The 13,836-nt window shown below is 61.6% G+C and carries 11 protein-coding genes; 7 read left to right on the top strand and 4 right to left on the bottom strand.

Going from position 1 to position 13,836, the window contains the following annotated elements; translation table 11 throughout:
• The first annotated feature begins 30 nt into the window (after positions 1–30).
• On the top strand, positions 31–990 hold the full coding sequence (locus F3J17_RS21420) for a sulfonate ABC transporter substrate-binding protein (RefSeq protein ID WP_167063295.1): 960 nt from the start codon (positions 31–33) through the stop codon (positions 988–990).
• Positions 991–1,041: 51 nt separating this feature from the next.
• Here F3J17_RS21420 and F3J17_RS21415 read toward each other — a convergent pair whose 3' ends face one another.
• Entirely contained in the window at positions 1,042–2,754 is a 1,713-nt protein-coding gene (locus F3J17_RS21415; RefSeq protein WP_167063292.1) for a metallophosphoesterase family protein, read from the bottom strand.
• Between the two features lie 438 nt (positions 2,755–3,192).
• Between F3J17_RS21415 and F3J17_RS21410 the strand changes: the two genes are divergently transcribed.
• From F3J17_RS21410 to hutC, 6 genes are all read left to right on the top strand, one after another.
• Positions 3,193–4,053 (top strand): transporter substrate-binding domain-containing protein, encoded by an 861-nt coding sequence (locus F3J17_RS21410; RefSeq protein WP_167063289.1) that lies wholly within the window; start codon positions 3,193–3,195, stop codon positions 4,051–4,053.
• A 79-nt stretch (positions 4,054–4,132) separates the two neighbouring features.
• Positions 4,133–4,855, top strand: coding sequence for an ABC transporter permease subunit (locus tag F3J17_RS21405; RefSeq protein ID WP_167063286.1), 723 nt, complete (start codon positions 4,133–4,135; stop codon positions 4,853–4,855).
• A gap of 19 nt (positions 4,856–4,874) precedes the next feature.
• Entirely contained in the window at positions 4,875–5,621 is a 747-nt protein-coding gene (locus F3J17_RS21400) for an ABC transporter permease subunit (protein WP_167063283.1), read from the top strand.
• A 33-nt stretch (positions 5,622–5,654) separates the two neighbouring features.
• On the top strand, positions 5,655–6,446 hold the full coding sequence (locus tag F3J17_RS21395) for an ATP-binding cassette domain-containing protein (protein ID WP_167063280.1): 792 nt from the start codon (positions 5,655–5,657) through the stop codon (positions 6,444–6,446).
• Between the two features lie 44 nt (positions 6,447–6,490).
• A complete protein-coding gene (gene hutH / locus F3J17_RS21390) occupies positions 6,491–8,110 on the top strand; it encodes a histidine ammonia-lyase (protein WP_167063277.1) in 1,620 nt (539 codons plus the stop codon).
• Positions 8,111–8,137: 27 nt separating this feature from the next.
• Positions 8,138–8,887, top strand: a complete 750-nt coding sequence (hutC, locus tag F3J17_RS21385; RefSeq protein ID WP_167063274.1) for a histidine utilization repressor — start codon at positions 8,138–8,140, stop codon at positions 8,885–8,887.
• Positions 8,888–8,939: 52 nt separating this feature from the next.
• Here hutC and F3J17_RS21380 read toward each other — a convergent pair whose 3' ends face one another.
• The 3 genes from F3J17_RS21380 to F3J17_RS21370 are packed head-to-tail and all read right to left on the bottom strand — an operon-like array spanning position 8,940 to position 13,706.
• On the bottom strand, positions 8,940–9,635 hold the full coding sequence (locus tag F3J17_RS21380; RefSeq protein ID WP_205194890.1) for a hypothetical protein: 696 nt from the start codon (positions 9,633–9,635) through the stop codon (positions 8,940–8,942).
• Positions 9,592–13,449, bottom strand: a complete 3,858-nt coding sequence (gene tssI, locus F3J17_RS21375) for a type VI secretion system Vgr family protein (protein WP_167063268.1) — start codon at positions 13,447–13,449, stop codon at positions 9,592–9,594. Before tssI ends, F3J17_RS21380 begins: the two co-directional genes overlap by 44 nt.
• On the bottom strand, positions 13,446–13,706 hold the full coding sequence (locus tag F3J17_RS21370; RefSeq protein WP_167063265.1) for a PAAR domain-containing protein: 261 nt from the start codon (positions 13,704–13,706) through the stop codon (positions 13,446–13,448). The genes tssI and F3J17_RS21370 overlap by 4 nt, the downstream gene beginning before the upstream one ends.
• Positions 13,707–13,836 lie beyond the last annotated feature (130 nt).

Here is a 13,836-nt window from a genome sequence, read left to right as displayed (position 1 = left end):
AACCTGTCATAACGAGTCAGAACCGATCCCATGAGCACACGCCGCGACTTTCTCAAACTCTCGCTGGGCGCTGCCGCCGCAGCGCTCCCCGGCCTGCATGCGTCAGGCGCATTGGCGGCCCCCACGCCGCGCGTGCTGCGCATCGGTAACCAGAAGGGTGCGCTGAGCCTGCTCAAGGGCCGTGGATCGCTGGAAAAGCGTCTCGCGCCGCTGGGCGTCAACGTCACCTGGACCGAATTCAACGCAGGACCGGTGCAACTCGAAGCGCTCAATGTGGGCTCGATCGATTTCGGCGACGTGGGCGACGCACCGCCCATCTTCGCGCAGGCCGCCGGTGCGCCGCTCGCCTATGTGGCCGCGACGCTGCCGCGCCCGCGCTCGGAAGCCGTGATCGTGCCGGGCAACTCGCCCTTGCGCGAGGTGGCGGATCTCAATGGCAAACGCGTTGCGTTCAACCGCGCCAGCAATGTGCACTTTTTCCTCGTGCAACTGCTGCGCAAGCACGGCCTCGATTACGGCGACATCCGCCCCGTTTTCCTTTCCCCGCCCGACGCGCGTGCGGCCTTCGAGAATGGTTCGATCGACGCGTGGGTGATCTGGGATCCGTTTTATGCAGCCGCGCAGGCAACGCTGGGCGCGCGCCTGCTCGCCGACGCGACGTCGGTAGACGGCAATCGTGGCTTTTACTTTTCGTCGCAGAACTTCGCGCGCCAGAATCCGGACGTGATTCGCATCGTCGTCGACGAAATCTCGAAGACCGACGAATGGGGCAAGACCCATCGCACGGAGTATTCGGCGGAACTGGCGAAACTGTGGGGTTTGCCCGCGCCGATCGTGCAGCAGGCCATCGATCGCACCGAATTTGGCACGGTCACGATCACGAAGCCGATCCTCGGCGAACAGCAAGTCATTGCCGATACCTTCCACGAACTCGGGCTCGTGCCCAAACGCGTGGACGTGCTGCAGGCGGCGGCGCCCGGTCTCGTCTGAATGGTCTGAAACCGTGACCGGACGCCGCCGCGTTGCGCGAGATCGCGCGCCCTAGCCGCGCGACTTCGTCAACGTCACCGTCTCGAAGAGCTCGTAGTTCGGCGTGGGCGTCTGGTCGGCGCCCGGCGCGTGATAGTAGTTCATCGTGATGGTGGTCTTGCCGCCGTGCTCGCCCGGGTCCACGTCGAACACGGCAATCCCATAACCGGTACCCGTATCGCGCTGCGCGGACCAGATCGCGTCTTCCAGCGCATCGGCGCCGGGCCGCACATACGAACCCGGCGCGGCCGTCGCCGCCGTATTCGGAATCGGCCGGTTCGACTTCGTGAAGATCTGCGCCTGCGGATTGCCGTTGCCGATATCCACGCCATAGACGTCGAGCGGCGCGCTGGTGCCTCCGCCGCCGAGAATCAGGTGGATGGTGCCGTGGCTCGTGTCGAAGGTGTTGGCGCCCGCCTGCGTGAGTTGCGCGTGGGGCACGGGCTTCGGCTGCAGCGTATCGACCGGCTCGCCCGTTTTCGCGTCCACGCCCGCATGGTGATTGCAGCCGCGCACCGGATAGCTGCGCTCGTAATCGTGATCGTGGCCGCACACCACCAGATCCACGCCGTAGCGGTCGAACAGCGGCAGCCACGCCTCGCGGATACCCTTGTCCGAGCCATTGCCCGTCTTCGACGAACTGAGCGCGTCCTGATGCATCTGCACGACGATCCAGTCGATGTCGTCGTCCTTCGACGCATGATGCAGCGTCTTTTCCAGCCAGCGCGTCTGCTCGCCGTTGCTGTAGCCGCGCACGTAGAACGACGTGCCCGCGGCGATCGGCGCATTGCCCGTGCTGGCGGCCGGCACGAGCGGCGCGGGGCCGGCCACGAAGGCCGCCGCGTCCTGATAGACCACGTCGTCGGCATCGAGGGAAACGAACAGCACGTTGCTCACGCGGAAGCTGTACCAGCGGCCCGCGAAGCGCGTGCCGTTGTCAGGCAGCGTATAACGCGTGAGATACGAATCCAGCCCCTGCGGGCCGTTGTAGAACTCGATCTCGTGATTGCCGGGGCAAGGCATCCACGGACGATTCGATGCCGAAGTCTGGCTGTTGTTGCCGAAATCGCGCCACACCTCGGTCTGGTGCGTGGGATTCAGGTTCGCATAGCAGAGGTCGCCGTTGAGCAGGTGAAAGAGCGGCTGGAAGCGCTCGACGGCTTCCACGGCGAAGCGGCTTTGCGGCGATGAGAGCACCCAGCCCGTGTTCGGTGTGGCGAGGTCGCCGTAGCTCGTGAAGCGGAAGGCCTTGCGCCCGCGCGGCGCGGTCTTGAAGCTTGCGCTGAACGGGTTGCCGGCGTGGCTATCGTTATCGGCGGTGACTTCGTAGCGATAGGTCGTGTCCGCGTGCAGACCGCTCAGGCGCGCGTGGTAGGTGAACACGACCACGCCCGTTAGGCCGTCCGTGTAGGTACGCTGGATCGCATCGGCGTGTTCGCGGCGGCCGCGATCGGACGTATAGGTCACGCGCGGATGCGTGGCCGCCGCAAGCGACGCCCACGAGACCACGACTTCGCTCGTCGGGTCCGCGCCCCAGGTGAGGTGGATCTGCTCGGGCGTGCCGTCGGGCGTGGTCGTATCGGCTTTGGCGACGCCGCCAAGCGCCGCTGCCGCGCCTGCCGCACTCGCAAACCCGGAGGCGCCGGCGAGCTTCAGAAAGCCGCGGCGGGAAACGCCGCTGGCGGTGTCGGTGAACGGTGCCTCGGGAATATTCTTTTTCGTCATGTCGAATCGCCTCGTGACTGGACAGCGCGAGCACGCGTGCGCCTGCACGCCGCGCTGCAAGTTTTGCAGGGTGAGTGTCGGTGAGTGTCGGCGAAACGATGGCTTTCTTGCATGACCTCGCGATGACACCGCCCGGCGGCGGCAGCGCCCGCTGGGCATCGTACGCGTTAAGTCGTCTAGTTAACTCGAAGCGTTCTCGGATTGCTGATTCGTATTCGAAGGGCTTCAATTCACCGAAATGACACCCCATTGGTCGACGGAATGCGCCGTTCCGGTGCATTTACAGAGGATTGCCAGGGCATTCCCTGGATCGCCCCGTTTTTATTGAAAAGCGCTTGCGTCCTGCATTTTGTTGCCTCAATCTTGTCTAGACAACACGGACGGGCCACACGGTGCGCCCGCCTCATCACGGTTAGCTCGACTACAAGGAGTGGCGACATGCAGGTGAAGTGCACCAGACTGTTCAAGGCCCTGATCGGAGCCGCCTTCGGCGCGGCGCTGCTGGCAGGCGGCAACGCCAGCGCGAAGGAATGGAAGACGGTGACGATCGCTCTCGACGGCAGCTACGCGCCGTGGAACCTGACGCTGCCGGGCGGCAAGCTCGGCGGCTTCGAACCGGAACTCGTCGCCAATCTCTGCGCTCGTGCGCAACTGCAGTGCAATCTGGTTACGCAGGACTGGGACGGCATGATTCCGGGCCTCCAGGCCGGTAAGTTCGATGTCCTGATGGATGCGATTTCGATCACGCCCGACCGGGAAAAGATCCTCGCATTCTCGAAGCCCTATGCCGCCACCCCCGCCACCTTCGCCGTGTCCGACACCAAGATCCTGCCGAAGGCCGGCACGAACGCGAGCCAGGTGAAACTCGACAACGACGCGCGCAGCAATCTGCCCGCCATCGACGGCCTGCGCAAGGCGCTCAAGGGCAAAACCATCGGCCTGCAGTCGGGCACGATCTACACGCGCTTCGTGAACGACAACTTCAAGGACGTCGCCTCGATCCGCGTCTACAAGACCTCGCCCGAGCGCGATCTCGATCTGGCCAATGGCCGCATCGACGCCTCGTTCGACGACGTCACCTACTACGCGGCCACGGCAGGCAAGCCCGATTCCAGCAGCATCGTGATGGCTGGGCCGCAGATCGCCGGTCCGGTCTGGGGCCCGGGTGAAGGACTCGCCTTCCGCAAGCAGGACACCGACCTCAAGGCGAAGTTCGACACCGCCATCGCCGCGGCGCAGGCCGATGGCACGGTCAAGAAGCTCGCACTCAAGTGGTTCAAGACCGACGTCACGCCTTAATTCCACGGGCATTTTTCGGGAGGCCTGAAACGCGAGGCCTCCCGCGCCTGATCCCGCTTGTTCGTTCGAGGTAGTCATCATGTCAGTGATCGAAATGCTCGGCTTCGGCGCCGAGGGCTGGGGCGGCGTGCTGCTGCTCGGCGCACTCATGACGGTCGTGCTCACCATCGCGGCGCTCGCGCTGGGTGCGGTGTTCGGCGGCCTGATCGCGGCAGCCAAGCTCTCGCGCTTTCGCGTGCTGCGCATCATCGGCGATTGCTATACCACCGTGTTTCGCGGCGTGCCCGAGCTGCTCGTCATCTATCTGTTCTACTTCGGCGGATCGGCGCTCGTGACCAGCATCGGTCAACTGTTTGGCGCCGATGGCTTTGTCGGCGTGCCGCCGTTTGCGATTGGCGCGGTTGCCGTGGGCATGATTTCGGGCGCGTATCAGGCCGAGGTCTATCGCGCCGCGGTGCTGGCGGTGTCGCGCGGCGAACTCGAAGCCGCACGCGCGATCGGCATGCCGATGCTGACGATGGCGCGACGGATCCTGATTCCGCAGGTATTCCGCTTCGCATTGCCTGGCATCGGCAACGTGTGGCAATTGAGTCTCAAGGACTCCGCACTGATTTCCGTCACGGGTCTTGCTGAATTGCTGCGCGCAAGTCAGGTGGCCGCAGGTTCGACGCACCAATACTTCCTCTTCTTCGTTGCTGGCGGCGCGCTGTATCTGGCGATGACGGGCGTGTCGAACCGCATTTTCGGCCGCGCGGAAGCGTATGTGGCCCGCTCCTTCAAGCGCAATTTCGCGCGTAACTGAACCTGCCGCGGATTCCGACATGCATATCGACATCGACTTCCTGCTCGACACGCTGCGCCAGTTGATCGCAGCCGTGCCGACCACGCTCGAACTGTTCTTCGCCTCGCTCGTGCTGGGCGGTCTGCTCTCGCTCGTGATCGTGGCCATGCGCGTCTCGCCGCACTGGCTGCCCAACCGCTTCGCACGCGCGTATATCCTGGTGTTTCGCGGCTCGCCGCTGCTGATCCAGATGTTTCTCGTCTATTACGGCCTGGGCCAATTTGGCGTGATTCGCGAGAGCTTTCTGTGGCCGGTCTTGCGCGAACCTTATGTCTGCGCCGTGCTGTCGCTCGCGCTGTGCACGGCGGGCTACACGGCGGAAATCATTCGCGGCGGTCTGATGGCCGTGCCGGTTGGCCAGATCGAGGCGGGGTATTCGATCGGGCTCTCGGGCTTTTCACTGCTGCGCCGCGTGATCGGCCCAATCGCCTTGCGCCAGTGCCTGCCCGCCTACTCGACCGAAGCCGTGCTGCTGGTGAAGTCCACCGCGCTCGCGAGTCTCGTGACGGTCTGGGAAGTGACTGGCGTGGCGCAGCAGATCATTCAGCAAACCTATCGCACGACTGAGGTGTTCACCTGTGCGGCGCTGATCTATCTCGCGCTCAACTTCATCATCGTTCGACTGATCGGCCTGCTGGAAAAGCGACTGTCGCGCCATCTGCGCGCCGCGCCCAGCGCACCCGCGCGCAAGCTGACGTCGCTCGAAACCCCTCGCGCCGCCTCCTGAACGGCTGTCCTGATCGAATTTACGGAGTTATCCATGAACGCAGCCGCACCGGTCGCCCTGTCCGTCAGGAACATTCACAAGTCCTTTGGCGATCATCACGTCCTGAAGGGCATCTCGCTCGACGCGCACAAAGGCGACGTCATTTCGATTCTCGGCGCGAGCGGTTCGGGCAAGAGCACGTTCCTGCGCTGCCTGAACCTGCTGGAAATGCCCGACGACGGCACCGTCGCGCTCGAAGGCGAAGCGCTCAAGATGAAGCGTCGCCGCGATGGCAAGCTGCAGCCGGAAGATCGCCGTCAGGTGGACCGCGTGCGCTCGCAACTTGGCATGGTGTTCCAGAACTTCAATCTCTGGTCGCATATGACCGTGATGGAAAACCTCATCGAAGGGCCGATGCGCGTGCTCAAACGCAGCCGCGCCGAAGCGATCGAAGAAGGCGAAGCGTTGCTCGCCAAGGTGGGCCTGGCCGATAAACGCGGCCACTATCCTGCGCATCTTTCGGGTGGCCAGCAGCAGCGCGTGGCGATTGCCCGCGCGCTGGCGATGCATCCGAAGGTCATGCTGTTCGACGAACCGACCTCCGCGCTTGACCCCGAACTCGTGGGCGAAGTGCTGCGCGTGATGCGCGCGCTCGCGGAAGAAGGCCGCACGATGCTGGTTGTCACGCACGAGATGGGCTTCGCGAAGCATGTATCGAATCGCGTGATGTTCCTGCATCAGGGACTTGTTGATGCGGACGGCACGCCGCAGGAAGTGTTCGGCGAACTGAAGTCGGAGCGCTTCCGCCAGTTCGTATCGAGCCACCAGGATCGCAACGCACACTGAACACGCGTTACAACGAAATTCGCAAATAGCAAGGTATCCTGAACATGGCCGTCATCCGTTCCGAACGCCCGCTCGTGTGGCGCGATATCGCCGCCGTTGCTGCGGGCGCGCCGTTGCAACTCGCCGATGAGGCCCGCGCGCGCATTCGCGCGGCGCGCGAACTGGTTGAGCAGATCGTCGTGCGCGGCATTCGCGCCTATGGCGTGAATACGGGCGTGGGCGCGCTGTGCGACGTGGTGGTGTCGCCAGCTGAGCAACACGATCTCTCGCACAATATCCTGATGAGCCACGCGGTAGGCGTGGGCACGCCACTGGGCGCGCAGGAAACGCGCGCAATCATGGCGGCCGCAATCAATAACTTCGCTCACGGCCATTCGGGCGTGCGCGTGGAACTGGTCGCGCAACTGGAAGCGCTACTCGAAGCCGATTGCCTGCCCGAAGTGCCGGCGTTCGGCTCGGTGGGCTATCTGAGCCACATGGCGCATATTGCGCTCGTTTGCGTGGGCGCAGGCCATGTCCGTTGGCATGGCGAGCGATTGAGCGGCGCAGAAGCGCTCGAACGGCTCGGCCTGCAACCGCTCGCGCTGCAGGCGAAGGAAGGCTTGAGCCTCGTGAACGGCACGCCCTGCGTGACGGGCCTGGCCGCGCTGGCGCTGGAACGCGCGCAACGTCTGCTCGACTGGGCCGACGCCGTGGCGGCGATGAGCTTCGAAAATCTCGGCGGGCAGATGGCCGCGTTCGATGCGCAGTCGCTTGCTTATCGTGTCTCGCCGGGTCTCGCGCAGGTTGGCGAGCGCATGCGCGCGGCGCTCGCCGATAGCGGGCTGCTGGCCGCCGCGCTTGGCCGCCGCACGCAGGACCCGTTGAGCATGCGCACGATTCCGCACGTGCATGGCGCAGCGCGCGACGTGCTCGCGGCCACCGCCGAAGTGGTGAACCGCGAACTGGCGTCCGTCACCGACAACCCCATCGTCGACGGCACGCCGGACGCGCCGCAGGTGTTCTCGCAGGCGCACGCGGTGGGCGCGTCCATCGCGCTGGCGATGGATAGCCTCGCCGCCGCCGTCGCTCAGGTTGCGGCGATGGCCGAGCGCCGCCTTGACCGCCTCGTCAACCCACTCGTGAGCGGCCTGCCCGCGTTCCTCGCGCACGCGGGCGGCACGCGTTCGGGCTTTATGATCGCGCAGTACACGGCGGCCTCGCTGGTCGCGCAGAACCGTCGCGACGCCGCGCCTGCGAGCCTCGACGGCGGCGTGACCTCGGGCCTCCAGGAAGATCACCTGTGCCACGCCACGCCAGCCGCGCTCAAGGCGCTGGCCGTGATCGAGAACAGCAGCCGCATTCTCGGCATCGAATTGCTGGCCGCTGCGCAAGCGTACGACCTGCAACCCGTCGATGCCATTCGCGCGCCCTACACGGAGGCGCTCTATGGCCGCATTCGCACCGTGTTGCCGACTTATGGCGACGATCGCCCGCTGGCGGGCGATATGTCGGTGGCCTTCCGCATGATCGCCGATGGCGGGCCGCCGCCGCTGCCGGGACCGCTCGACGCGCATTTGCCGATCGAGCGCCCGGCGTGTGCGCCGCAGCCCGCGTTGCATGAAGTTGCGTCAGGCGCAGCGCCATCGGCTAATGACGCGCTGGCCGACGCGGTCGGACACTGACGCACCACGCACCGCGCCGCCACGACGATGAACTTCGACGCCACAACGCTCGCCGCCGCCGATACGCGCCGCACCGCCACGACCCGCCGCACGGCGCCGCCTTACGAGCAGATCAAACGATACGTGCTGGAGCGTGTCGAAAACGGCACCTGGAAGCCGGGCGATGCGATTCCGTCTGAAACGGTGCTGGTGAAAGAGTTTGGCGTCGCGCGCATGACCGTGTCGCGCGCGCTGCGCGAACTCACGAACGAAGGCGTGCTGACGCGCGTGCAGGGATCGGGCACCTTCGTCGCGCCGCGCGACTATGAATCGACGGTGCTTGAGATCCGCAATATCGCCGATGAAATTGCGGCGCGCGGGCATCGGCACACGGCGCGGGTGCTTGCGCTGCAAACTAGCGACGATGCGGCCGCGCTTGCTTCGCTGGGTGTGGCGCACGGGCCTGTGTTTCACTCGCGCATCGTGCATTTCGAGGAAGGCGAGGCGATTCAGTATGAAGACCGATTTGTGAATCCGACGCTGTTTCCTCTGTATTTACAGCACGATTTTACGAGCGAAACGCCGAATCATTACATGGTGCGTCTCGCGCCGATACAGCGCGCGGAGTTTCGCATCTATGCACGTAAGCCCGAGGCCTATGTGCGCCATCACCTGGATATCGAAATCGGCGAGCCGTGTTTGATGGTCGAGCGCCGTACGTGGGTGGGCGAAGTGGTGGCGACGTCAGTGCAGTTGTGGCACGCGGCGTCGCGGTTTCATCTGGCGGGGAAGGTTTGAGCAAAATTAGGAAATAAATCGGCAATGGTCGAATCGAAGTGAGCAAGCTTTCTCATTGGCTTGTACCCTTGCTTTGACCATATGCAGCCTGCCCGCGCGCTGTCGCTTCTTCGCGCTTTTGTTTGCGCATCTCTGGCGTGAGGTATGGGTAGTCGCGCGTCAGAGTGATGTTATTAAGCCAACGGACGCCATCAGAAGCGTCTGTCTTGTCTGGCGCGAGATAAGTAATAGAAGCGGTGACCTCGAATCGCATCTCTGAAGTCTGCTTTGCACTATATCGGTACGAAAAGACGGTCCCGCGAGGGGAGATTTGCAGGCCGCCCGGAGGATAAACATATTTATGTCCGCTTTCATCCGCCCAGAAGTCCTCAACGTTTAAAGCGTTTTTTATTTCGTCAATCGAGACTCCAGTAACAGGAGAAGCGAAGTGCGCTTCAAATTCCGATGGAATAATTGGAACGGCATTTCGATCATCTGTGTAGTCAAGCGGATCGTCTTGCGTAGTTACCAGAATCTCCGCTCTAGGAATATTATCATTTTTAAAAACTAAATCTTCGCGAGTTTGCGACCCATACCAGTTATTTCTCCGTATCTGCTTTCCGAATCTGGAGTTTTCTTCGAAGCTGCTCTTACCATCTCGAAGTACTCGCATAGCTACTTCAAGCACATCAAACAGTGTTGCTTTCTCTTGTCTTGTTAGTTGCCTATCCATTGCCGATGACCCCGATTTGTTTGAGTTGCTGCTCATATTGTTTTGTGCAAACCCCTGGGTTGAGAACGAAGGCGCCATTAGGAGTATTCCAATACTGATCAACAGCGTATTCAGTCGCAAATGCATCTTCCTCGTGGTAGTGGGTGTAATAACCAGTTTCGCGCTTCGCCATCTTTGCTGCTTGCTCCGGCGTCGCTCCCCGAAGCGTGCAAATGTCCTGCTGAATCCGATCGAAGTCGCCGGCCAGCGGTTCCCAACCGGCTGTGTCTTTCAACGAGGCTACGCGCCACCAGTAGTAGAAAATAAGCATACGATGTATGCCAACTTTTACACGTTCGTCACTGGGAAAGGGCGTCGTGGATGCGACTTTCAGTTGTTCAGGTTTTATGACCGCCTTGAACATAAATTCCATTCCGTGATACTGCGCATAGTCTTGTGGATAGCTGAAAAATAGCGAAGTAATCCAAAAAGTTTGCTGACAATGACGGGCTTCGTGAAAAATTGTTTTTGCTAGGCCGCTCGCAGCCCACGACAGAACGTCGCGTGAAGATCCGCCTTCGTTTGTTTTTTCTGCTTCAATTTTCTTTCTTGCTGCTTTTAGAACACTTTCAAGATACACTTGACCGATCATCATTGACCAACGATCTGCGCTGAATACCGCGAGCGTTTCGCGAGGGTGAAGGTTGAAATATTTGATATCCTCTGGCGTTGCGATTGATATCTTTGGTAAGACGTTGCTCGGAATTGAAAAGGGACCGTACTGGAGCGCAGTGGTAAGCGCGCCCGCCACAGCCTCCGCGATCATCGCGAATGCCTGATCAAGCTCAATTTCAATCATTCTTTCCCAATTTAACGACAGCAATGTACCTTTGATCTTGTCGGTATAGGATTTGGCAACTTGATATTCAATATCGTCGCGCTTGTAAATGCTTACAGGCTCCTCATGCCCGTTTGCGATAAAGCGATAGCTTCGTAATCCGAAATTATTTGGATCGCAACTCAAGTATTCGGAGGGGTGGTTCGCGGATGTGGTGCCAGTTTCTGGGGTTCTTACAGTCCGGCCACCGATTTGTGCCGTGCGCGCAGGCGGTTGCGTAGCAATAGGCGGAGGAAAATTTGCATCGTGGAATACCGTGATACCGGTCCTCCCAATCACACTATCGGGATCGCACTGTGCCCTTAGCTCGATCGTCCCGAAGGCAATCAAATTACTTGTAACGGGCTGTAGTTCACCTAGATGATTGGTTGCACCCGATATGACCTGTCCATCGTCTAGCGAAAGTCGATACGGTTGATCAGGAAGCGCGAAGCCAACACCATCCTCCACCAGCACATGATGCGCCGCGAGCTTGCCAGGCTTATCCGCCGTAACGGGATAATCGACGGGCTTCGGTTGCGGTTTGTCCGTAGCATGGCTAGCCGCGTGCACCAGGAAATTGCCGTCAGTGAAACCAGTAATGCCTTCAGGACGGATTCTCAACAACGTCCCACCGCAAGCAATATCGACGCCATTCCTCCCCGCAATCTGCACGATGCCGCGCGTGCTGGTTAAGGACAGATCGCCGAGCGACGAATGCGCCATCGAACTATTGATCGATTCGATGCGAACCGGCCCAGGCGTAACCAGCGTCACGGCCTTTTGCGCATAGAACGCAATCTTTTCCCGCACAGACGCGAACAACGATTTGCCGGCGGCAATCGAAAAATGGCCACCAGCGGTGAAGGCCGTATGTCCTTCGCTCGCTACATTCACGCAGTCTTTCGCGGCAACATGCACATTCGCTGCGCTCGACAGTGCAATGTCAGGCGCTTCAAATTCCGGGAAGGCCGCAGCGCCATTCCCCGACGCTCCCCTCAACCGTGCATTCGCCTCCTTCATCGCGCGCGTTACCTCGGACTGATCGCCGTGCTTCTCCTGCGCCCCGTGGCGTTGCGCCTCTTGCGCCGCGCCGTCGTGAACGTCGCGCGCGGCGGTCAACTGGCCGATGGTCTCACCCAGTTCCTTGACCTTGCCCGCGCCGCCGCGACGACCCCACGACGTCACCAGCATCCCCAGCGCCGCTCGAATCGCACCATGCCCGTCTGTACGCAGTTCGAAGCCTTCGCCGCGCGCGTCCTGCCGACCTTCATTGGCTTTGATCCGCGTGATATACCCGAGGCTGAGCCCGCTACTGCCGTGGTCGCTCGCTAGCTGCGCCTGCATGCGGCCATGTGTGTCGTCTAGCGCCAGATGGTTAGTCTGCGCGCCATAGCCCAGACTCTTGCTCACCATGCCCGTTAGCGCTTGATTCGCAGGCATTTTCCAAGGCGGGCGATTGTTTTCGTCGACGACAAAGGACATCGCGACCGGCCTGTCCGGATCGCCGTGCATGTACCCAATCAGCACTTGTTGACCGCATCGCGCGTGCGTCACGGTGCCCATTCCGTTGCCTTGCCACGACGTCGCAAGCCGTACCCAGATGCACGATTTGCCGTTGTATTTTCCATCACGATCCCAATCGAACTGCACCAGCACGCGATTGAATTCGTCCAGAAATAGCTCAGCATTCTCCGGGCCAACAATCACCGCGTATTCCTCCCCGAGTACCGGGCGCGGCGTGGTTTGCGGCATGCGATAAGGCACGCGCACGGGCTGCATGATGAATGACGCCTTGATTTCATACTCGGGCGTCGTGCTGGACAGCGTGCTTGTTGCGCGTATATCCAGATCACTGCCGATCACCAGATATTCGCCGTTGCCCGCCTCATACGGATAGTGCGAAACCGACAGTGTTCTTCCCGCCTCGACGCCGCGCAGAGCACCGCGAGCCTCCGCGCGAAGGCCTTCGCCCTGTAATGCCTCCAGTTTCACGCGCGCAAGATGACGCGCTTCGTCGCGCCATTGGCTCTCATCGTAGGGCGCGTCGCGGCGCGTGCCGGGTTGCGCGAAGTCCGCGCGCGCGTAGATTTCCTGGTCAGCGTTCTGGGTGTTGCGCGGCTGGTCGTACGTTTCCCGCAGCGCAGTCGCGTAAGGGCTTAAGCGCGGCGTCCTGTAGCTATGATCGTGAACGGTCACTTTGCCGACCGTGACCGTACTGCTGAGAATCAGGGTTTCGATGTACTCCTGATCGATGTGTCCGCGGCCGGTGTGATAGCGAAGCGTTTCATAGGCGCGTTCATGCTTGCGATACGCACTTGCGTTATCGGCAATCACCAGCTTATGTGTCTGTTCGTCATGCTCGAACCAGACGACGAAGCCCCATTCCTCGCATAGGCGCATGAAGAATTGCCAGTCGGTTTCCCATGCCTGGCGCACGTAATCGCGCTGGGGCGCGGGTAGTGTCTGGATGCGCCAATCGAGCTGGCCGTAGGGGCTCATCACATCGTGAAGTATGTCGATGATCAGGCCGCTAAATGCGCGCGAATTTGTTGTCTGCGTGGCGAGCCAGAACGACGGCCGCACGACGAATTCATAGACGACTTCATCGCCGACGGCGCCCAGCGAGCGCGCGCCGGCAATAATCCCGTTGATATGGCGCGTGCCGGCGCCGCTGCTTTCTGCGTTGAGCCTTCCGCTGCCAGATCTTGCGTCGACGCGTTCGAGATCGATCGTCAAGGCGATTTCAGTGCCGATGATGGCGTCGAGATCGATACGACTCTGCGCGTCGATGTCGAAGAGCGTCGGAGCGATGACCGCACGCATGCTTGCCTCGACGCGGTATTCAAACAACGCGCCAATCGCCTCGCCGCCCACGATGCGGCGGGGCACCAGCAGGCTTCCGGCGCGATGTTGTCCGCCCGGCCCGATGGTTGGATGCGCGGGGAGGGCGGGGCCGCGCATGCCCAGCATCTGCCACTGACCGTGCATCATGGCGCGGCGGTGATCAAGGTTGCACCGCAGCCCGTCTTGTCGCCCAGGAACGCGACTAGCACGCCGTTATGCGTACGCGGTCCGCTGGCCTTGACCTCGAAATCGCCACCGCACTGCGGGCATCGCACGCGATGCCCGTCGAGCACCACAGGCTGGCCGTTGTGCGTGAGGTTCGGCGCGGCTTGAAGAATCCGGCCGCCGTGGTCGGTGGTATCGCATAGGCGCGCTACATCGCGCCCGGTCTTGCTGTCTCGCATCGCGCACTCCAGAGAGTCGGGGCGATGAGGTGTTCGCCCAGATTCGCTAAAATGAGCTTGAATGAGCGATTATCAAATCCGAAAATTCTTAAATTGCTGTGCGCGGGGGACGGTCATTCGTCGAAACGCG

Source organism: Burkholderia sp. Ax-1719 (assembly GCF_011753055.1).
GTDB lineage: Bacteria > Pseudomonadota > Gammaproteobacteria > Burkholderiales > Burkholderiaceae > Paraburkholderia.
This window is presented reverse-complemented; position numbering and strand designations above follow the sequence as displayed.